This window comes from Paraburkholderia sp. MPAMCS5 (assembly GCF_036016995.1).
Taxonomy (GTDB): Bacteria; Pseudomonadota; Gammaproteobacteria; order Burkholderiales; family Burkholderiaceae; genus Paraburkholderia.
In genome coordinates this window covers 18,068-39,613 of the sequence record NZ_JAYXBK010000008.1, presented here as the reverse complement: position 1 = coordinate 39,613, position 21,546 = coordinate 18,068, and the positions used below count along the sequence as shown (strand labels likewise).

The window sequence follows — 21,546 nt, the reverse complement described above, 5'->3', positions numbered from 1 at the left end:
ATCAACCCGCGCGGCGATGTTGCGCCATGGTAACCGCCGTGTCGATGGCGGCGATCAGGCTGCCCGCGTCGGCGCGGCCGGTGCCGGCCAGGTCGAGCGCCGTGCCGTGATCGACCGACGTGCGGATGATCGGCAAGCCAAGCGTGACGTTGATGCCTTCGCCGAACGTCGCGTATTTCAGCACCGGCAAGCCCTGATCGTGGAACATGGCCAGCACGCAGTCGGCTTCGTCCAGATAGCGCGGCTGAAACAGCGTGTCAGCCGGATACGGACCGCGCGCGTCGATGCCTTGATCGTTCGCGAGCTTGAGCGCGGGCGTGATGACGTCGATTTCCTCGCGGCCCAGATAGCCGTTTTCGCCCGCATGCGGGTTCAGGCCCGTCACGAGGATGCGCGGCGCGGGCAAGCCGAAGTGATGGCGCAAGTCGTGATCGACAATGCGCAGCGTGTCGACGAGCCCTTCGATGGACAGCGCCGCCGAGACGTCTTTCAGCGGCAGATGCGTGGTGGCGAGCGCCACGCGCAGCGGACGCTTGCCGGTGCCCGCGAGCATCATCACCACGCGCGGCGTGTGCGTGCGTTCGGCGAGATATTCGGTGTGACCGGTGAACGGCACGCCTGCGTCGTTGATCGTGCTCTTTTGCAGCGGCGCGGTGACGATCGCTTCGAACGTGCCGGCCACGGCGCCGTCGATTGCGCTATCGAGCAGATCGAGCACGTAGCGCCCATTGGCCGCGTTCAGCTGGCCGGCGACCGCGGGCGCACCGAGCGGGCGATGCTGCACACGGATGCGCGATGCGTCCGCCAGCAGCGCAGTCCAGTCGACGCCGACTGCGCGCGCGCGATCCGCGAGAAGCGCCGCGTCGCCCAGCACGGTGAATTGCGCGCCGGGCCAGTGCGCCGCCGCGCCCGCCAGCGCCTGCGCCGTCAACTCGGGTCCGACGCCGGCTGGCTCGCCGGTCGTGATCGCGACGTGCAACGGCAAGCTGGCAGATTGGGCGGCGGTGCTCATGATGGTTACTGAACGCTCGACAGGTCGGGCTTCACTTCGACATAAGCGGTGTCGCGCAATTCGCGCAGCCAGTCGGCGTAAGCCTGTTCCGCCTTGCGCTGGCCAATGGCCTGGCGCGCGAGATCCATTTGCTGCGAGATCGAGCCTTCGGCTTCGCGACGCTCCAGCACCTGAATCAGGTGATAGCCGTATTCGCTGCGCACCGGGTCGCTGATCTGGCCGTCCTGCAGCGTGTTCATCGCGCGTTCGAATTCAGGCACGGTCTCGCCGGGGCTGATCCAGCCGAGATCGCCGCCTTGCGACGACGAACCGTCTTGCGAGTAGGTGTGGGCGAACTTCGCGAAGTCGCCGCCCGCGGCGATTTCCTTCTTGATTTCGAGCAGTTTCTGGCGCGCTTGCGGCTCGGACATGCCGTCGCCCACGCGCAGCAGGATGTGGCGCACGTGCGTTTGCACGAGCTTCGGCGCGTCGGAAGCGGAGCCTTGCCCCGCGCGGCGATCGACGAGACGCACGATCTCGAAGCCGTCGTTGGTACGGATCAGTTCGGGATTGACCTCGCCCGGACGCAATGCCGAGGCCGCCTTGGCGAATTCCGGCGGCAGCTTCGACGGCGCGGCGTAACCCGTGTCGCCGCCCTTCGACGCATCGGGCGCCTGCGAATTCGACTTCGCGAGCTTCTCGAAGCTGGCGCCGCCTTTCGCTTCGGCGAGCAATGCGTCGGCCTTTTTCTGGGCCGCTTCGATATCGGTTTGCGGCGCGTTCAGCGGCGCCTTCAGGAAAATGTGCTGCATGTGCAGGTCGCTCGTCGCGCCGGCGTTCGGGCCGCGCTGGCTGGCGATGTAGTTGGCGACTTCCGCGTCCGACACCGTGACCTTGCTGTCCACTTCCTTTTCACGCAGGCGCGAGAGCGTGAGCTCGGTGCGCGCGTCGCTCGTGAAGGTGCTCCAGGGCACGCCTTGCGCCTCGATACGCGAACGGTACACGTCGAGCGACAGGTTGTTCGCCTGCGCGAGCCGTTCGAGCGTTTTCTGCACGGCGGCGTCGTCGATCTTGATGCCGTCTTCTTTCGCCTTCTGCAATTGAATGCGTTCCAGCACCATCTGGTTGAGCACCTGCTGACGCAACTGGCTCGCCGGCGGAATCGGCGCGTTCTGCTGATTCAGGCGGTGGCTGATCAGGTTCACGCGCTCGTCGAGTTCACGCCGCGTGATGACACCGTTGTTGACGACTGCGGCGATCGTATCGACCGTCTGGCCGCGGTTGCCGCCCAGCGCCTGCGCCTGTACCGGCGCAACCGACAGGAAAGACGCCACGGCGGCGAGACCTGCCGCGAGCGTTGCCAAGCGAAGCTTTTTCATGATTGCCACAGATACTCCAATGATGTCGGGCACGCCTGGCCCGTCTTTTCGCATGCGATGAACGACCGGGCAAGCGTCATTCGTAATTGATGAAACGCGATTCCGGCGGCGGCGGCGGCGGCAGCGGCGTATAGCCCGCCACGCTGTTGCGGAACGCGGCCATCAGCCCGTTGTCGACGCTCGACAAGCCCTTGAACGTCAACTGCGCGAGAAAGCGCGTGCTCGACTGATGCTGCCCCGACGTATTCAGGCCGTTTGCATAGCGCTGAATCCCTGCGCCGAGCGTCCAGCAGTCGGCGTCGTATTGCAGACCCACGAGCCCGTCGACGATCCGGTGCCCACTCAGATCGTAGTTGAACCGTCCCACCCCGAACACGCGATGCGTGAGCGGCCATTGCCCCGAGACCAGCACCTGATTGATCGGCTGGTTGTCGAGCGTGGTGTTCGCGCGCGTGTAGCGATATGCGACGTTGACCACCTTGCCGGTCGCCGGGCTGAACCCGAAACCGACGCTCGTCTTGACCAGCTTGTTGCTGTCGGCATTATATTGGAACGCAGTTTCCGACGCGAAACCGGCCCCGAGCTTGATCGACCCGCCCACGATCAGATCGGAGTGCGTGGCCTGGCTGCTCGACTGGGTCTGCGACAGCGTAACGCGCTGATCCTGGAAATAGTACTGCTGCGCGATCACGAAGCGCGCGCGTTCGTCGCCCGTTGCCGGGTTGATGAAGCGCGTGGTGATGGCCGCGGTCAGACGGTTCGCGTCCGCGATGCGGTCGTTGCCGACGAACGTATTCGGCGTGAAGATTTCCGCGAGCCCGAAGTCGGACTCGGCGGTATCGAACAGCGGCGCGGACAACTGGTTGCGATACGGCGTGTACACGTAGTACAGGCGCGGCTCCAGCGTCTGGATGTAGTCCTCGCCGAAGAGCCGGACCGAGCGGTCGAAAATGAGCCCGGTGTCGAAGCTCAGCGTCGGAATCGATTCGGTGAAATTCTTCGGCGTGCCGGACGGCACGTCGGTGCCGATATTGCGCAGGTTGTACGACGCGAAGTGCCACTGCACCTTCGGCGTGATGAAGTAGCCGGGACCGACAACCGAGTACGAAATGTACGGGTTGAACATCAGCCGCTGACCGTCGGTCATGTCAGAGGTGGTGATGCGGAAATTCGTGTAGTCGGCTTCCGCGCCGAAGTCGAAGCCGCCGACGTTGTACTTCGCGTACTTCACGTTCAACTGCGGCTCGCGGCCGTAAGGCGCGACGGACGGCGTGAGCGTCTGCCAGTGCTGCTCGCGCGCGAGCACCGACCACGGCCCGTTGTTATAGGTCAACCCCGCTTCCTGCTGATACAGGAGCTGGGTGCCGTTCATGAACTGATTGGCCGACGACGACAGGTCTTCCGGATACGTGTTGTCCGAAACCTTGTTGTAGTAGATGTAGCCGCCGAACCCGTTGCCGAAGTTCTGATTGTGCTGGATGTACAGCGCGTAGCGGTTGGTTTTCGTCAGCCGGTCGTTCGGCAGGAACTCGCCGGTGATCGAGCCGGAATATGTGGGCGACAGATAGCGGAACACGCCCTGCAACTGCACGCCGCGCTTGGAGATCAGACGCGGCGTGAGCGTCAGATCGCGATTCGGCGCGATGTTGAAGTAATACGGTACCGACAGTTCGAAGCCGTTCGACGAACTGAGCGAGAACGTGGGCGGCAACACACCGCTGCGCCGTTCGCCCGACAGCGGAAACGACAGCCACGGCGAGGCGAACACCGGCAGGCCCTGGAAGAACAGCACGCTGTTGTAGGCCACGCCTTCGTCGGCGCCGGTATCGAAATCGAACTCGCTGCCCTTGATGTACCACGCCGGATTGTCCGCGCACGCGCACGCCGTGTACGTGCCCTTCGAAAACACCGAGCGCTCGTTGTCGAGCAGATCGACGCGCTCCGCGCTGCCCGAGCCGCCCGTCAGGTTGAAGTGATACTTCGGCGCGGTCATGAAGCCTTCGCTCGAATCCACGCGCAAGTGCGCTTCGGGTCCGGCGAATGTCGTGCCGTTGTTGTTCACGTGAACCTGGCCGTATGCGTCGGCCATGTCCGTGTCCTGATCGTAATGCAGCGCGTCGGCCTTGATCACGACCGCGTTGCGGCGGATTTCGGCCGAGCCCTTCGCGGCCACGTCCTGATCCGTCGTGCCGCTCGTCGAGTCGCCGAGCACGAACGTGGCCGGCTTCTGGCCTTGTTGCAGCAGATGGTCTTCGAGTTGCGGGGCGAGCTGCATGCCCCAAGGCGGGTCGATCGGCTGTGGCTGCGCGGCCTCCCCGACCAGCTGGGCGTGAGCAAGCGCGGGCATCAGGCCCGGAACGGCGATCAACGCCGCGACGAGCCGTCTTTTGCGCGGCGCCGCGGCACAAGAGGGAATCGTTTGGGAAAGCTGTCTAGGCGGCATGTATCGTTTGGCGAATCGGCCCGTCCGTCAGCTTCTGCAGTCACGATCCACCGCCTGCACACCACGACCGTGACAGCCGGGTGCATCAATATTGACAACCTTCGAACGATGAGGCGGGCGGTAAAGCGGAATACGCGAAAGCTGGCGTGAGTCGCGTCAAAAAAGTCGTGGGGTATTATATGGCAAGACGTTGCCCCTCTGAATTTGCCGCCGGTTTTCATGACGCTGCCTCCTTCCCAAGACTTCACCCGTACTTCCCCCGACACCCGCCTCGAACTGCTCGAGGCCTGGCTGCACGGCCACGCGGCGCGCTATGCGCTCGATCTCCCCACGCTCGCGCCGGCTTCGTCCGACGCCAGTTTTCGCCGCTATTTCCGGCTCGCCGGTAAGGCGGCGGAAGACGAAAACGCGGGCACGCTGATCGCCGTCGACGCCCCGCCGCCCGAAAAGTGCCGCGAGTTCGTGCAGATCGCGCAGTTGCTCGACGCCGCCGGCGTGCATGTGCCGCGCGTGCTCGAAGCGGACTTCGACGCCGGCTTCATGCTCGTCACCGATCTCGGCACCGCGTCGTACCTCGGCGCGCTGAGCGCCGCGCAAACCGACAACGACGCGCGCCGCGCCCGCACGCTGATGCGCGACGCGTTCGACGCGCTGATCCGCTGGCAGCTCGCCTCGCGCGAGAACGTGCTGCCGCCGTTCGACGAAGCGTTCCTGCGTCGCGAGATGGAGTTGATGCCCGAGTGGTTCATCGGCCGGCATCTTGGCCGCGAGGTGGACGACAACACGCGCGGCGTGCTCGACCGCACGTTCGCGCTGCTGATCGCGAGCGCGCGGGCGCAGCCGCAAGTGTTCATGCTGCGCGATTTCATGCCGCGCAACCTGATGGTCGCCGCCCAGCCGAACGCCGCCAGCGAAGCAAGCCGCGCCGCGAACCCCGGCGTGCTCGACTTCCAGGACGCCGTGCACGGCCCGATCACGTACGACGTCGCCTCGCTGTTGCGCGACGCGTTCCTGAGCTGGGACGAGGAGTTCGAACTGGATTCCTTCGTGTACTACTGGGAGCGCGCGAAGAAAGCGGGCCTGCCCGTCGATCCCGATTTCGGCGAGTTCTACCGCCAGATCGAATGGATGGGACTGCAACGGCATATCAAGGTGCTCGGCCTCTTCTGCCGCATCCATTACCGCGACAACAAAGCGCATTACATGAACGATCTGCCGCGTTTCATCGGCTATGCGCGCAAGGTGGCCGAACGTTATGCGCCGCTGCGTCCGTTCGCGAAGCTGCTCGACGATCTCGAAGGCCGCGCCAACGAAGTCGGCTACACGTTCTGAACCATCACAATGTCCCTGAAGAAAGCGATGATTTTCGCCGCGGGCCGCGGCGAGCGCATGCGTCCGCTGACCGACGCGTGCCCCAAGCCTTTGCTCGAAGCGGGCGGCAAGCCGCTGATCGTCTGGCAGATCGAACGGCTCGCGCGCGCCGGCATTCAGACCATCGTGATCAATCACGCGTGGCTGGGCGAGCAGATCGAAGCCGCGCTCGGCGACGGTTCGCGCTGGCACGTGCAACTGCGCTATTCCGCCGAGCATGAAGCGCTGGAGACGGCGGGCGGCATCGTGCAGGCATTGCCGCTTCTCGAAGACGACGGCGCGAGCGACGTGTTCGTCGCGGTCAGCGGCGACGTGTACGCGAATTTCGACTACGCCGCCTTGAACGCGCGCGCCGCAGCGCTCGCGGCCTTGCCTGAGCCGGGCATGCATCTGGTGATGGTGCCGAATCCGGCGTTTCATCCGAGCGGCGACTTTGCGCTCGCGGGCGGCATGCTGGCGCTCGATAAAGAACCGCCCTTCACGTTCGGCAATATCGGCCTCTACGACACGCGCATGTTCCGCGATCTGCCGCGCGGCACGCGGCGCGCCCTCACGCCGTTTTACCGCGAGACCATCGCGCGCGGTCTCGCGAGCGGCGAGCTATACGAAGGCTTGTGGGAAAACGTCGGCACGCCCGCGCAGCTTCGGGAACTGGATCGGCGTCTGCGTGAGCGCTGAAATGCGCTGAAGTGCGCTGAGATCGGCCGGTCTTCAAAAACGTGGAGCAAACGCACGGCGCAATCATCGCGCCGTCGCCTGCTCGCCGTCGTGCACGCCCGCTGCCGCCGCTGCCGCCGCTGTCTCGGCCGGCTCCGGCGCGCTTTCCGCCGCGCGTTGCTGCTGCAACGCCCACATTTGCGCGAACAGGCCATTCGCGCGCAACAGCTCGGCGTGCGTGCCGCGCTCGACAATGCGCCCCTTGTCCATCACGATGATCTGCTGCGCGTGCACGACCGTCGAAAGCCGGTGCGCGATGATCAGCGTCGTGCGTTCGCGCGCGATCTGATCCAGCTCGTGCTGGATCGCGCGCTCGGAACGCGAATCGAGCGCCGAAGTGGCTTCGTCGAATAGCAGAATCGGCGGATTCTTCAGGATGGTCCGCGCAATCGCGACGCGCTGCTTCTCGCCGCCCGACAGCTTCAACCCGCGCTCGCCGACCGGCGTGTCATATCCTTTCGGCAGCCCTTCGATGAACTCGTGGATATGCGCCGCGCGCGCCGCCGCGATCACTTCCTCGCGCGTCGCGGAAGGCTGTCCATACGCAATGTTGTAGTAGATCGAGTCGTTGAACAGCACCGTGTCCTGCGGCACGATGCCGATCGACGCGCGCAGCGTGGCCTGCGACACGTCGCGAATATCCTGAGCGTCGATGGTGATCGCGCCGCCCGTCGCGCGGTCCAGATCGTAGAAGCGGAACAGGAGCCGCGCGAGCGTCGACTTGCCCGAGCCGCTATGGCCGACCACCGCCGTCGTGGTGCCCGCGTCGATCGTGAAGCTCACGTCGTGCAGAATCTGGCGCGCCGGTTCGTACGCGAAGTTCACGTGTTCGAAGCGCACCTCGCCGCCGCTCACGCGCAGCGCGGGCGCATCCGGCAGATCGGGCACTTCCTGCGCGGCGCCGAGCAGCGTGAACATGCGGTCCATGTCGGTGAGGCTTTGCTTCAACTCGCGGTACACCACGCCGAGAAAATTCAGCGGAATGTAGAGCTGCAACATGAACGTGTTGATCAGCACGAGATCGCCCAGCGTGAGGCGCCCCGCCATCACGCCTTGCGTCGCGCGCCACAGAATGAACACCAACCCCGTTCCGATAATCGCCTGCTGCCCGAAATTCAGCGCCGACAGCGAGCGCTGCGACTTGATCGCCGCCGTGCGATAGCGCTTGAGATTGTCGTCGTAGCGGCTCGCTTCCCACTCTTCATTACCGAAGTATTTGACGGTCTCGTAGTTCAGCAGCGAATCGATGGCGCGCGAGTTCGCCCGCGAGTCGAGTTCGTTCATCGTGCGGCGAAAATGCGTGCGCCACTCGGTCACTTTCACCGTGAACGCGATGTACACGGCCAACGCCACGAACGTGACGACCGCGTAATACGCCTCGTATTTGACGACGAAAAAGCCGAGCACGAGGCCGACTTCCACGAGCGTCGGCAGAATGCTGTAGAGCGAATAGGAAATGAGCTGCGTGATGCCGCGCGTGCCGCGCTCGATGTCACGCGACATGCCGCCCGTTTGCCGCTCCAGATGAAAGCGCAACGACAGGCCGTGCAGATGCCGGAACACTTTCAGCGCGAGTTGCCGCACGGCGCTTTCGGTGACTTTGGAAAACAGGATCTCGCGCAATTCCGTGAAGAGCGACGTGGAGAGCCGCACCACCGCATAGGCGACCACCAGCAGGCCGACGCCACCGAGCAGCACGATGCCCGGCGAATCGTGCGCGCGGCCGAGCGCGGTCAGATGCTGCACGGACGCGAGGCTGTCGACGATTCGCTTCATCACGACCGGCACGCCCAGATTGGCGACCTTCGCGCCGATCAGGCAGGAGAGCGCGAAGATCACGCGCCATTTATAGGTCGCGAGATAAGGCAGCAGCGACAGGATGGTCTGCCAGTCGTTGCGCGGCTGGGTGGAAATCGGCGAGGGTTCGGAAGGAAGCGATCGGCGCATGAGTTCGGCTGGGGACGTGTTGGAATTAACGGAGTTCTGAGCGGCGCGCGAGATGCGGCGTGCGCACCGGCACACCGCTGGGTCGCGCAACCTCGCTGGGCGCTTTCCCGTACAATTCCTGATCTTTCGTATTGTCGCAGAAGCCGGCTGGCGCCGCTTTTCATGGGCTATCCGGGGGCAGCGTGGCGCTGCCGCGCCGCCGTGGTGTCAGTCCCCGCCTTGCCGGTCGAGCGGACAAAACCGATCAAACCAACACGCGTTTCCAGGTGCCTCATGACCACTATTCTGCAACTCCCACAAAAGCCTTGCGCGCTGCGCGTCATGCCGCAACCGTCGGATGCGAATATCCACGGCGATGTGTTCGGCGGCTGGATCATGGCGCAAGTGGACATTGCCGGCTCGATCCCGGCAAGCCGCCGCGCGAATGGGCGCGTCGCGACCATCGCGGTCAATTCGTTTCTGTTCAAACAGCCGGTGTTCGTCGGCGATCTGCTCAGCTTTTACGCCGACATCGTGAAGACCGGCAATACGTCGGTCACGGTTTCCGTCGAGGTCTACGCACAACGTATGAGCCTCACCGAAGACCTCGTCAAAGTGACCGAGGCGACCCTGACCTACGTGGCCACCGACAGCGACCGTCGTCCGCGCGCGCTGCCCGTGCTCGATTAAGCGGCGGGCTGAGCCGCCGCGCCAGCGTTTCATGAATCGCCATTGCGCCACGAATGTGGCGCGCCATCCTTGAACTTCCAACGGGAATGAGATGAAACTGATCGGAATGCTCGACTCGCCTTACGTGCGCCGCGTGGCCATCTGCATGAAGATGCTGAAGCTCGACTTCGAGCACGCGTCCCTCTCCGTGTTCCGCACCTACGATCAGTTCGCAGCCATCAACCCGGTCGTCAAGGCGCCGACGCTCGTCGCCGACAACGGCAAGACGGTGATGGATTCGACGGTGATCCTTCAGTACCTCGCGTCGCTCGCGGACCCCGACGCGCGGCTCTTTCCATCGAATCCCGACGACGCCCTGCGCGCCGCCCGCCTGAGCGGGCTCGCGCTCGCCGCATGCGAAAAGAGCGTGCAGATCGTCTACGAACGCAATTTGCGGCCGGAAGACAAACAGCATGAACCGTGGATCGAGCGTGTGCGCGGCCAGTTGCTCGCCGCCTATGCCGAACTCGAACAGGAAGTTGCGGCGTCGCCGCTGCCCACCGACGAAGCGCGTTTCGGCGCGGCGGAAGTGACCGTGGCGGTCGCCTGGCACTTCACGCAGATGATGCTGCCGGAGATCGTCAGCGCGGCCGGACATCCGCATTTGCAGGCGTTTTCGGCGGCGGCCGAGCAGTTGCCGGTGTTCGCGAGCACGCCGGCGGCGTGAGCATGGCGCGCGAATGCGCGCGCGCCCACTTCACATTCAGACCATTTCCGGTTCGCGCGCCGCTCCGCCTTGCATCAGTTCGGAGATTGCATCGGTGGAGAGCGGCTTCGCGAAATAAAAGCCCTGCATCTCGTCGCACGCGCGCTCCTTCAGGAAGTCGAGTTGCGCCGATGTCTCCACGCCCTCGGCAATGACTTGCAGCTTGAGCGAATGCGCGAGCGCGATGATCGCCGAGGTGATGGTTTCATCGTCGCCCGACACGCCGATGTCGGACACGAACGAGCGGTCGATCTTCAGCCGGTCCACCGGAAAGCGCTTCAGATAGCTGAGGCTCGAATAGCCGGTGCCGAAATCGTCGATGGCAAGGCCGATGCCGAGCGCGCTCAGTTCGTTGAGCATCAGGACAGCCTCTTCCGCGTTGCGCATGATCGCGCTCTCGGTCAGTTCGAGTTCGAGGTACTTCGGCTCCAGACCGGTTTCGGCGAGCACCTGCATGACCAGCTTCGCGATATCGCGCTGCTGGAACACGCGCGCCGACAGATTCACCGATACGCGCGCCGGCGGCAAGCCCAGTTCCTGCCACGCCTTGTTCTGACGGCACGCCTCGCGCAGCACCCATTCGGATAGCGGCCCGATCAGCCCGCACTCCTCGGCGATCGGAATGAACGACGACGGCGGCACGAGCCCGACTTCCGGATCGCGCCAGCGCACCAGCGCCTCGGTGCCGACAATCTGTCCGGTGTGAAGATCGACTTGCGGCTGATAGTGCAGCAGGAACTGGTTGTCGCGCAGCGCGCGGCGCAAGCGCCGTTCGAGATTCAATCGCGCGCCCGCGTTCGCATTCATCTCCGGCTGGTAGAACTGGAACGTGTTGCGGCCCATGTCCTTCGCGCGGTACATCGCGAGGTCGGCCTTTTTCATCAGCGTTTCGGTGTCGTCGCCGTCTTGCGGGAACAGGCTCGCGCCGAGGCTGCAGCCCACGTACAGCTCGGTGCCGTCGAGCCAGACCGGTTCCGCGATCGACGCGCGCACGCGCTCCATCCACGCAATCAGCGATTGTTCGTCGACGGTATCCGTCATCACGATCACGAACTCGTCGCCGCCGTGCCGCGCGACGGTGTCGCTCGTGCGGGTGCAACGCGCGAGCCGCTCCGCCACGACGCGCAGCAGCCGGTCGCCGACGCTGTGGCCGAGGCTGTCGTTGACGTTCTTGAAACCGTCGAGGTCCATGAACACGACCGCGACACCTTTATGCTGCCGCTGCGCGACGATCAGCGCATGTTGCAGGCGGTCGCGCAGCAGGTTGCGGTTGGGCAGGCGCGTGAGGCTGTCGTAGTTGGCCTGATATTCGAGCTGTTCCTGATAGCGCATCAGGTCGGTCACGTCGTTGATCACGCCGATGTGATGCGTGATCACGCCTTCTGCGTCCGGCACGGGCGCAATGAACAACTGATTCCAGAACAGCGCGCCGTCCTTGCGATAGTTGCGCACCACCGCGCTCACTTCGCGATTGGCGGCGAGCGCCTGGCGAATCAGCGCGACGCCTTCCTGTTCGCGGTCGTCGCGTTGCAGGACGCGGCAATCGTGGCCGATCACCTCGGTCGCATCGTAGCCGGTGATCCGCATGAAGGCCGGATTCACGTATTCGATCAGATTGCCCGCCGGCGACGGCGCGGTGATCAGAATCGCGTTGACGCTCGCATCGAGCGCGCGGCTCTGCAGACGCAACGCGAGGTCGGCGCGCTTGCGCTCGGTGATGTCGGTGTAGGAACCCAGCACGCCGATCACGCGGCCATCGCCGTCGGTGAAGGGCAGCTTGCTCGTCACCGTGGTGCGATGCACGCCGTCGATCACCATGTCGACTTCGAAGTTCATCTTCGGCACGCCGGTGTCGATCACTTCCTTGTCGTGCCGGCCCAACAGTTCGGCGAACGCGCGCCACGGCATCTCGGCGTCGCTCTTGCCGACCACCTGCTCGGGATACGAAAGCCCGGCGTCGCGCGCGAACGCCATGTTGCAGCCCAGATAGCGCGACTCCAGATCCTTCCAGAAAATGCGCTGTGGGATGTTGTCGATCACCGCCTCGAGCATCTGATTCGAGCGCTGCGCCTCGGCTTCGGCGTTGATCTGCTCGGTGACGTCATCGGCGAGGACGAAAAACGCGGCGCGGCCCATGAAACTGAGCGCGTGATAGGAGATGTCCGCGCTGATCGTCGAGCCGTCCTTGCGCCGGTGATGCCAGATGCCCGCCATCGTGCGGCCGTGCCGCATCGCGTCGGCGCGCTGCAGATGCGATTCGAGGCGCGCGAGTTCCGTGCCCGGCCGGATCGCGCGAATCGTCATGTCGAGAAACTCGGCCTCCGAATAGCCGTACTGCTGGATCGCGGCGGAATTGACGGCGAGAAAGCGCAACGTCTCGCGATCGAAGATATACATCGGCACCGGATGATCGTCGAACAGGCTGCGAAAGCGCTCGTCATTGCGGCCTAGCGCGCGCATGCTGCGCAGCTTCTTGCGCGCGCTGCTTTCACGCGCGCCGAACGTGAAGATCAGCAACGCGGCGCCCGCGAGCATGGTCACGACCAGCGTGAACATCGCGTGCTTCGCCTCTTTCGACGAAATCGCGAGCGACGCCTGCAGCGCGCGGTTCTCCGCGGTGCGCAGGGTCGCGAGACCCGCTTCGACACGTTGCAGCGCGAGCCCGACATGCATATACGAGGCCGCAGCCCACGCCGTCGAGGCGGCCGGGTCGGCGTCGTCGGGCGTCACCAGCACATCGTCGATGTCGCGTCGCAGCGCGTGGCTGTCCGCGCTCAGCCGCGTAAGCGTGTCGAGCATGGCGGGCTCGTCGGCGAGTTCCTTGCGCAACTCGCTTTCGAGACCGGCGAGCGTCGCGCTCATGTCGGCGGCCACGTTGACCGGCGCGTCGTTTCCCGACGCTTCGAAGCGGGCAAGCGCGGCGAGGCCGCCGTCGAGCGCCGTCTGATAGGCGTCGAGATTCTGGCGCACGCGCGTCGAATGCAGCATGCGCGCGTCGGCCTCGCGCTGGCCGGCGATCTGCATGTACGCGACGAACACGTTTGCGCCGAGCGCGGCGGCCACGACCGCCATGTTGATCAGCAGTCGCTTCGAAATGAAAGGAGTCATGGGTTCCGAACGTCGATCGTTCTTCGGCGGGAGCGCGAGGCGCGTCGTTGCAGCTCTTTTACGCGCCAACCCATGGATAACGGCAGCGTTCGGAACAGGTTGAGGGTGAAGGTGAAAAAAAAATTTGGCGGCGGGTGGTGGGAGGCGCGTGGACCGCCGCGCGTGGCCGGTGGCGCGTGGCCGGCCGCGCCTAGCCGGCCGCGCCAAATTCCTTCATTGCGGGGATGAAGTCGTGGTTGACCTCCTGCTTGCGCGACAGCTTGGCGATCACGTAGCGCTTGAACGGGCCAAGCTCCGCCCAGTCCGCGACGCTCAGCACCGGCAAGCCGGCCAGTTTCGCCTGACGCGCGACGCCGTCCGGCACGCTATCCGTGTCGCGCCACGCGGGCGCTTCTTCCGGCGTGAACCACTCCGGCTCGACGTTCGCGTGCGTGCGCAGCATCTCGAACAGCGCGTGATCGAAGTTCGGCTCGATGTCCGCGTCTTCCTCGATGGGAAAGCGCGCGAGCAGCTTGCGGTCTTCGAGCGGCAGCATTTGCCATTGTTCGAGCGTGATGCGCAGCCCGAAGCGGTCCAGATTGAAGCGGACCGACATCGGGATAAAAGTGAAATTCTCCGACGACGCAACCTCGAAATTGAACAGCAGCGGTGCTTCGTTGAGTCCCATGACAGTGTTCCTCTTTGATGACGGGCAACGCGTCAGCCCAGCTTGAGGTATTTTAGAACCTTATTCGCGCGTCGTCGGCCCGGCACGGCCCACGCGCGCGGCATCGACGGAGCAATCAGCTTGAACGAACTGGAAAGAACCGGCCCGCGCGGCGCGGTGGAGCGTCAGGTGCATCGCCATCGCGACGCGGCGGTGGAAACGGTCACCGATCACATCGGTCAGGAATGGCCGGTCGCGCTGGTTTTCAACGGCATTTCGCACGCGGTGATGATGTGCACGCCGCGCGATCTGGAAGCGTTCGCGGTCGGGTTCGCGATTTCGGAAGGGATTGTCGAGCGCGGCAGCGACATTCAGGACATCGAGGTCGAATTGCACGACGACGCCGACTTGCCGCACGCCGAAGTGCAATTGCAAGTCGTGCAGCAGGCGTTCGTCGAACTGAAGGAAAAGCGCCGCGCGCTGGCGGGCCGCACGGGCTGCGGAGTGTGCGGCATCGAAAGTATCGATTTGCTCGATCTGAAACCGGAGCGGGTGCCCGACACCGGCTTCCTGCAACGGCTCGCGCCCGACGCAATTGCGCGCGCGGCCCGCGAATTGCCGGCGCATCAGGCGCTCACGCGGCTCACGGGCGGACTGCACGCCGCCGCATGGTGCGACGCCGCGGGCGCGATTCGCTACGCGTTCGAGGACGTCGGCCGCCACAACGCGCTCGACAAACTGATCGGCCAGCTCGTGCTCGATCGCGCGGACACCAAAGAAGGCTTCGTGTTCCTGTCGAGCCGCGCGAGTTACGAACTGGTGCGCAAAGCCGCGCGCGTCGACGTGCCGATGGTCGCGACCATTTCCGCGCCGTCATCGCTCGCGATCGCGATTGCCCGCAAAGCGGGCGTGCGGCTCGTCAGCTTCTGCCGCGAAACGAGCTACGTCGATTACGACACGGCGCAGCCTTAACGCACCGCCGCGCGCCCCGGCCTGCTCAGTCGAATTGCCGGAAATCCGGCTTGCGCTTCTCGAAGAACGCCTTGAACGCCTCGCGCGCTTCGGGCGCGATCAGCATCTTGCCGAAATGCACGGCTTCTTCCGTCATTTGCGTCTGGAGTTCCTGGTGGCTCGCGTGCTTCATCAGGCTCTTCGTCACGCGCAATGACGACGCCGGCAGCGCGGCGAGCTTCGCGGCTTGCGATGCGGCGAACGCGTCGACTTCCGCGGCCGGCAACACGCGGTTCACGAAGCCCATGCGCTGCGCTTCCGCGGCATCGAATGCCTCGCCGAGCAGCAGCTTTTCCGCCGCCGCCTGATAGCCCGCGATCCGCTGCAACAGCAGACTCGACGCCGCTTCCGGGCACAGCCCGAGTTGCGCGAACGGCAGCGAGAAACTCGCGGTGTCCGCCGCATAAACGAGATCGCAGTGCAGCAGCAGCGTCGTGCCGATGCCCACGGCCGGCCCCGCCACCGACGCCACCACCGGCTTCTCCGCCGAACTGATCGCGCGCAGGAACTGGAACACGGGCGAATTCTCGCCCATCGGCGGCGACTTCATGAAATCTTCGAGGTCGTTGCCGGCGCTGAAAATATGCGCGCTGCCGCGAATCAGGATGACGCGCGCCGACGCGTCGCCGTGCGCCTCCACCAGTGCGTCGGCCATCGCCTGGTACATCGCGGCCGTGATCGCGTTCTTCTTGCCGGGCCGGTTGAAGGCAATCGTCAGCACGCCGTCCGCGCGCTCGATCAGGATATCCATCGTCATCTTCATCTCCTCCCACTGCTGATGACACTGCTGCGGAAAATGTAAAAACGGTCCGCAAGCCAGGCGGCCTGCGAACCGTTCTGCGGACCTCAACGGCTGGCCGCGAACACCGGAGCGCGCCGAATCACAGCCGCTCGATAATGCCCGCCGCGCCCATGCCCGTCCCGACGCACATGGTCACCATGCCGTACTTGTAGTTGCGGCGGCGCAAGCCGTGCACCACCGTCGACGCACGAATCGCGCCCGTCGCGCCGAGCGGGTGGCCGAGCGCGATCGCGCCGCCGAGCGGGTTGATCTTCGACGGGTCCAGACCGAGGTCCTGAATCACCGCGAGCGATTGCGCGGCGAACGCTTCGTTCAGCTCGATCCAGTCGAGGTCGTCCTGCTTGAGGCCTGCGGCCTTCAGTGCGGCCGGAATCGCCTCCTTTGGCCCGATGCCCATGATTTCCGGCGGCACGCCGCGCACGGCGAAGCTGACGAAGCGCGCGAGCGGCGTCAGGTTGAACTGCTTCAGGATCTTTTCCGACACGACGATCAGGGCGCCCGCGCCGTCCGAGGTCTGCGAACTGTTGCCCGCCGTCACCGAACCCTTGTTCGCGAACACGGCGCGCAGTTTGGCGAGACCTTCGAGCGACGTCTCGGCGCGCGGGCCTTCGTCGAGAGACACTTCGCGCGTTTGCACGCGCACTTCGCCACTGCCGAGGTCGGGAAAGCGCTCGGTGATGGTGTACGCGGCAATTTCGTCGTTGAACTCGCCGGCTTGCTGCGCAGCAATCGCGCGGCGATGCGATTCGACCGAGAACGCGTCTTGCGCTTCGCGGCTGATCTTCCAGCGCTCGGCGACTTTCTCCGCGGTCAGACCCATGCCGTACGCGATGCCGATGTCCTCGTTGCGGTCGAAGATATGCGGCGACAGCGACGGCTTGTTGCCCATCATCGGCACCATGCTCATCGACTCGCAGCCGCCCGCGATCATCGCGTCCGATTCGCCGACGCGGATGCGGTCGGCGGCCATGGCGAGCGCGGTCAGGCCCGACGCGCAGAAGCGGTTCACCGTGACGCCGCCGACCGTGTTCGGCAAGCCGGCGAGCAACGCGCCGATGCGCGCGACGTTCAGCCCCTGTTCGGCCTCGGGAATCGCGCAGCCGACGATGGCGTCTTCGATCACGCTGGTATCGAGGCCCGGCACTTGCGCCACGGCCGATCTGATCGCGTGCACCAGCAGCTCGTCGGGGCGCGTGTTCCTGAACATGCCGCGCGGCGCCTTGCCGATCGGCGTCCGGCTCGCCGCGACGATGTATGCGTCTTGCAATTGCTTAGTCATTTGGAGTTCCTCTGTGTCGGCTGGCATGAGCGCTTCAGCGCTTGCCAGCCCCATGCAGGTTTATTTGCGCGCACGTCGCTCAGTTGCGCACCGGCTTGCCGGTCTGCAGCATGCCCATGATCCGTTCCTGCGTCTTCTGCGTGCCGAGCAGCTCGACGAACGCGCGACGCTCCAGTTGCAGCAACCATTCTTCATCGACGAGACTGCCCGCTTCCACGTCGCCGCCGCACACGGCTTCGGCGATACGGCTCGCGATCAGGAAATCGTGCTCGCTGATGAAGCGGCCATCGCGCATGTTCACGAGCGAGGCCTTGATGGTCGAGATCGCCGAACGGCCCGCGACCGGCACTTGCGTGACACGCAGCGGCGGACGATAACCGGCGCCCGCGAGCGCGCGCGCTTCCTTCTTCGCGACGTCGAGCAACTCGAACACGTTGAAGACGATCGTGTCGGACGGCTTCAGGTAGCCCATCGCGCGGGCGTCGAGCGCGGAGGCCGAGACCTTCGCCATCGCCGCGTTTTCAAACGACTTCTGCACGAACTTCAACAGGTCGTTCGTCGCGCCGGCCTGGGTCGCGGCTTCCGCCGCGCGCAGCGCCGCTTCCTTCAGGCCGCCGCCCGCGGGCACGAGACCCACGCCAACCTCCACCAGACCGATATAGCTTTCGATGTGCGCGACACGCTTCGCGCTATGCAGCGCCAGCTCGCAGCCGCCGCCGAGCGCAATGCCGGACATCGCCGACACGACCGGCACGCTCGCGTACTTCACGCGCAACATGCCCTGCTGGAACTTCTTCACGAACGGCTCGATGCCCTTCGCGCCGCCCATCATGAACGCGGGCATCGCCTCTTCGAGATTCGCGCCCGCGGAGAACGGGCCGCCCGGCGTGCCGAGCTTGAGCGAAGTCGGCTGCCACACGACGAGACCCTTGTAGTCCTTCTCGGCCAGTTCGATGGCCTGCGTCAGGCCGTCGATCACCGACGGTCCGATCGTGTTCATCTTGCTCTTGAACGACACGATCAGCACGTCGTTCTCGCCGGCGCGGTCGTCGACCCATGCGCGCACCGCGTCGGTCTCGAACAGCGTCTTGCCGTAGGTTTTCGGGTCCGCAGCGGTTTCGCCGACGAGCGGCGCGCGGAACACCTGCCGCTCGTACACGCCGAGCGACGAGCGCGGCACGAACGTTTTCGATGCCGGCGACCACGAGCCTTCATTCGTATGCACGCCGCCCTTGTCGGCGACCGGTCCTTCGAGCACCCACGACGGCAGCGGCACGGTCGAGAGCGCCTTGCCCGCCGCGATATCTTCCTGCACCCACTCGGCAACCTGCTTCCAGCCGGCCGTCTGCCAGCCCTCGAACGGACCTTCGTTCCAGCCGAAGCCCCAGCGGATCGCGAGATCGACGTCGCGCGCGTTGTCGGCAATGAATTGCAGATGCACGCCGATGTAGTGATACACGTCGCGGAAAATGGACCACAGGAACTGAGCCTGCGGATGCTGCGATTCGCGCAGCAGCTTCAGGCGTTCAGCCGCCGGACGCTTCAGAATGCGGCCGACGAGTTCGTCCGCCTTCGCGCCGCCCTCCACGTATTCGCCCGTCTTCGGGTCGAGCACCTTGATCGTCTTGCCTTCCTTCTTGTAAAAGCCGCCGCCGGTCTTCTGACCGAGCGCGCCCTTCTTCACGAGTTCGGCCAGCACAGCCGGCGTTTCGTAGACCGGGAAGAACGGATCGTCCTTCAGGTTGTCCTGCATCGTCTTGATGACGTGCGCCATGGTGTCGAGACCGACCACGTCGGCGGTGCGGAACGTGGCTGATTTCGCGCGGCCGAGACGCGCGCCCGTCAGGTCGTCCACTTCGTCGAAACGCAGGCCGAATTTCGCGGCTTCCGTCATGACGGCGAGAATCGAGAAAATGCCGACACGGTTCGCGATGAAGTTCGGCGTGTCTTTCGCGCGCACGACACCCTTGCCGACCACGCTCGTCAGGAAGCTTTCGAGCTGATCGAGAATGTCCGGGCGCGTGGTCGCGGTCGGAATCAGTTCGACCAGATGCATGTAGCGCGGCGGATTGAAGAAGTGCACGCCGCAAAAGCGCGCCTTCAGTTCATCCGAAAAACCTTGCGACAGCTCGGTGATCGACAGGCCCGACGTGTTCGTCGCGAAGATCGCGTTCGGCGCGATGTGCGGCGAAACCTTCTTGTACAGATCGTGCTTCCAGTCCATCCGCTCGGCGATGGCTTCGATCACGAGGTCGCATTCGGCGAGCTTCGCGATGTCGTCGTCGTAATTGGCGGGCTGGAGATATTGCGCGTCGTCCTTCACGCCGAACGGCGCGGGCGACAGCTTCTTCAGATTCTCGATCGCCTTCAGGGCGATCGCGTTCTTCGGACCTTCTTTTGCGGGCAGATCGAACAGCAGCACGGGCACCTTGGCGTTGATCAGGTGCGCGGCGATCTGCGCGCCCATCACGCCGGCGCCGAGCACGGCCACCTTGCGAATGATCAGATTGCTCACGTCGTTCCTCCGGGGAGTTATGCGGTGTCGCGCAGATTGCGCGATAGAGAGGGTGCTGGCGACAGCGCCGCGCGGTTTCAGCCGTGCGCGGCGCTGTCGCGGGAGAGGCTTAGAACAGCGCTTCTTCGACGTCCATCAGCGGCCTGGAACCGGCGCGCGCCTGGCGGATCGTCATGGCCGTTTCCGGCAGCAGCTTCGCGAAGTAGAAGCGCGCGGTGGCGAGCTTCGCCTTGTAGAACGGATCGCCCGACGCTTCCTTGTCGAGCGCGACGCGCGCCATGCGCGCCCAGAAGTACGAGAACACCAGATGGCCGACGGTGCGCAGATACGGCACGGCGGCGGCGCCGACTTCGTCCGGATTCTGCATCGCCTTCATGCCGATTTCCATGGTGAGCTTCTGCACCTTTTCGCCGATGTCCGCGAGCGGATTGACGAACCCCTGCATCTCCGGCTTGATGCCTTCGGCCTCGACGAACTCGGTGACGAGCTTGCCGAACTTCTTCATCTTCGCGCCCATGTCGCCGAGAATCTTGCGGCCGAGCAGGTCGAGCGCCTGAATCGCATTGGTGCCTTCGTAGATCATGTTGATGCGCGCGTCGCGCACGTACTGCTCCATGCCCCACTCGGCGATGAAGCCGTGGCCGCCGTAAATCTGCATCGCGTGATTCGTGCCTTCGAACGCGTTGTCCGACAGGAACGCTTTCAGGATCGGCGTGAGCAGCGCGACGAGGTCGGCGGCTTCCTTGCGCACCGCTTCGTCGCCGTGCGAGAGTTCCTTGTCGATATGCAGCGCGGACCAGTACGAGAACGCGCGCGCGCCTTCCGCGTACGCTTTCTGCGTGAGCAGCATGCGGCGCACGTCGGGATGCACGATGATCGGGTCGGCGGCTTTTTCCGGCGCCTTCGGGCCGGTCAGCGAACGCATTTGCAGACGCTCTTTCGCGTACGTGAGCGAGTTCTGATACGCGACTTCGGTGAGACCGAGGCTCTGCATGCCGACGCCCAGACGCGCCGCGTTCATCATCACGAACATCGCGTTCAAGCCTTTGTTCGGCTCGCCGACGAGCCAGCCCTTCGCGTTGTCGAGATTGATCACGCAGGTCGCGTTGCCGTGAATGCCCATCTTGTGTTCGATGGAGCCGCATTTCACGCCGTTGCGCTCGCCCGGTTCGCCCGCTTCGTTCGGCACGAACTTCGGCACGATGAACAGCGAAATGCCCTTGGTGCCCTTCGGCGCATCCGGCAGACGCGCGAGCACGAGGTGCACGATGTTCCCGGCGAGATCGTGTTCGCCGCTGGAGATGAAAATCTTCGTGCCGCTGATTGCATACGAACCGTCGCTATTCGGCTCCGCCTTCGTGCGCAGAATGCCGAGATCGGTGCCGCAATGCGGTTCGGTCAGACACATGGTGCCGGTCCACACGCCCGCCACCAGCTTCGGCAGATACGTCTTCTGAAGTTCCGGCGTGCCGTGTGCGTGCAGACATTCGTAGGCGCCGTGCGAGAGGCCGGGGTACATGGTCCACGCCTGATTCGCCGAGTTCAGCATTTCGTACAACGCGTTGTTGACGAACGCGGGCAGCCCCTGGCCGCCGTATTCGGGATCGCAGCCCAACGCCGGCCAGCCGGCTTCCACATACTGTCGATACGCTTCCTTGAAGCCCTTCGGCGTGGTCACGACGCCGTCGCCGGCGTACGTGCAGCCTTCCTGGTCGCCGCTGTGATTGAGCGGGAACAACACTTCGGAACAGAACTTGCCGGCTTCTTCGAGCACGGCGTTGATCGTCTCGGCGTCGAGATCCGCGTGCTTCGGCATTTGCCTGATTTCGGCTTCGACGTTAAGCAGTTCGTGCAACACGAATTGCATGTCGCGCAGCGGCGCGGCGTACTGTCCCATGACTCTCTCCAAAGTTTGACAAGAAG

At 64.6% G+C, this 21,546-nt stretch carries 15 protein-coding genes; 5 read left to right on the top strand and 10 right to left on the bottom strand.

The window, feature by feature from the left end; genetic code table 11:
* Position 1: 1 nt before the first annotated feature.
* From pdxA to VOM14_RS19280, 3 genes are all read right to left on the bottom strand, one after another.
* A complete protein-coding gene (gene pdxA, locus VOM14_RS19290) occupies positions 2-1,012 on the bottom strand; it encodes a 4-hydroxythreonine-4-phosphate dehydrogenase PdxA (protein ID WP_327630340.1) in 1,011 nt (336 codons plus the stop codon).
* A 5-nt stretch (positions 1,013-1,017) separates the two neighbouring features.
* On the bottom strand, positions 1,018-2,379 hold the full coding sequence (locus tag VOM14_RS19285; RefSeq protein ID WP_327630339.1) for a peptidylprolyl isomerase: 1,362 nt from the start codon (positions 2,377-2,379) through the stop codon (positions 1,018-1,020).
* Between the two features lie 67 nt (positions 2,380-2,446).
* On the bottom strand, positions 2,447-4,813 hold the full coding sequence (locus tag VOM14_RS19280; RefSeq protein ID WP_327630338.1) for an LPS-assembly protein LptD: 2,367 nt from the start codon (positions 4,811-4,813) through the stop codon (positions 2,447-2,449).
* Positions 4,814-5,032: 219 nt separating this feature from the next.
* Between VOM14_RS19280 and VOM14_RS19275 the strand changes: the two genes are divergently transcribed.
* Entirely contained in the window at positions 5,033-6,145 is a 1,113-nt protein-coding gene (locus tag VOM14_RS19275; RefSeq protein WP_327630337.1) for an aminoglycoside phosphotransferase family protein, read from the top strand.
* 9 nt (positions 6,146-6,154) lie between these two features.
* The gene (gene murU, locus VOM14_RS19270) at positions 6,155-6,862 is read left to right on the top strand and encodes an N-acetylmuramate alpha-1-phosphate uridylyltransferase MurU (protein WP_442955562.1); all 708 of its coding nucleotides are present in this window, start codon (positions 6,155-6,157) and stop codon (positions 6,860-6,862) included.
* Positions 6,863-6,925: 63 nt separating this feature from the next.
* Here the strand turns inward: murU and VOM14_RS19265 are convergent, their stop codons facing one another.
* Complete coding sequence (locus tag VOM14_RS19265; RefSeq protein ID WP_327630336.1) at positions 6,926-8,848, bottom strand: ABCB family ABC transporter ATP-binding protein/permease; 1,923 nt, start codon at positions 8,846-8,848, stop codon at positions 6,926-6,928.
* A 273-nt stretch (positions 8,849-9,121) separates the two neighbouring features.
* On the opposite strand from VOM14_RS19265, the gene VOM14_RS19260 reads away from it, so the two are divergent.
* Complete coding sequence (locus VOM14_RS19260; protein ID WP_327630335.1) at positions 9,122-9,517, top strand: acyl-CoA thioesterase; 396 nt, start codon at positions 9,122-9,124, stop codon at positions 9,515-9,517.
* A 91-nt stretch (positions 9,518-9,608) separates the two neighbouring features.
* The gene (locus VOM14_RS19255; protein WP_327630334.1) at positions 9,609-10,223 is read left to right on the top strand and encodes a glutathione S-transferase; all 615 of its coding nucleotides are present in this window, start codon (positions 9,609-9,611) and stop codon (positions 10,221-10,223) included.
* 36 nt (positions 10,224-10,259) lie between these two features.
* Here VOM14_RS19255 and VOM14_RS19250 read toward each other — a convergent pair whose 3' ends face one another.
* The gene (locus VOM14_RS19250; protein ID WP_327630333.1) at positions 10,260-13,370 is read right to left on the bottom strand and encodes an EAL domain-containing protein; all 3,111 of its coding nucleotides are present in this window, start codon (positions 13,368-13,370) and stop codon (positions 10,260-10,262) included.
* A 190-nt stretch (positions 13,371-13,560) separates the two neighbouring features.
* The gene (locus tag VOM14_RS19245; protein ID WP_327630332.1) at positions 13,561-14,037 is read right to left on the bottom strand and encodes a nitrate reductase associated protein; all 477 of its coding nucleotides are present in this window, start codon (positions 14,035-14,037) and stop codon (positions 13,561-13,563) included.
* Positions 14,038-14,157: 120 nt separating this feature from the next.
* On the opposite strand from VOM14_RS19245, the gene fdhD reads away from it, so the two are divergent.
* Positions 14,158-14,988 carry a formate dehydrogenase accessory sulfurtransferase FdhD gene (gene fdhD, locus VOM14_RS19240; RefSeq protein WP_327630331.1) on the top strand — a complete coding sequence of 277 codons (831 nt, stop codon included), beginning with the start codon at positions 14,158-14,160 and terminating at the stop codon, positions 14,986-14,988.
* 25 nt (positions 14,989-15,013) lie between these two features.
* Here the strand turns inward: fdhD and VOM14_RS19235 are convergent, their stop codons facing one another.
* From VOM14_RS19235 to VOM14_RS19220, 4 genes are all read right to left on the bottom strand, one after another.
* Complete coding sequence (locus tag VOM14_RS19235) at positions 15,014-15,784, bottom strand: enoyl-CoA hydratase (RefSeq protein ID WP_327630330.1); 771 nt, start codon at positions 15,782-15,784, stop codon at positions 15,014-15,016.
* A 124-nt stretch (positions 15,785-15,908) separates the two neighbouring features.
* A complete protein-coding gene (locus VOM14_RS19230) occupies positions 15,909-17,108 on the bottom strand; it encodes an acetyl-CoA C-acyltransferase (protein WP_327630329.1) in 1,200 nt (399 codons plus the stop codon).
* 79 nt (positions 17,109-17,187) lie between these two features.
* On the bottom strand, positions 17,188-19,623 hold the full coding sequence (locus VOM14_RS19225; protein ID WP_327630328.1) for a 3-hydroxyacyl-CoA dehydrogenase/enoyl-CoA hydratase family protein: 2,436 nt from the start codon (positions 19,621-19,623) through the stop codon (positions 17,188-17,190).
* Positions 19,624-19,732: 109 nt separating this feature from the next.
* Positions 19,733-21,520, bottom strand: a complete 1,788-nt coding sequence (locus tag VOM14_RS19220; protein WP_327630327.1) for an acyl-CoA dehydrogenase C-terminal domain-containing protein — start codon at positions 21,518-21,520, stop codon at positions 19,733-19,735.
* Positions 21,521-21,546: the final 26 nt, after the last annotated feature.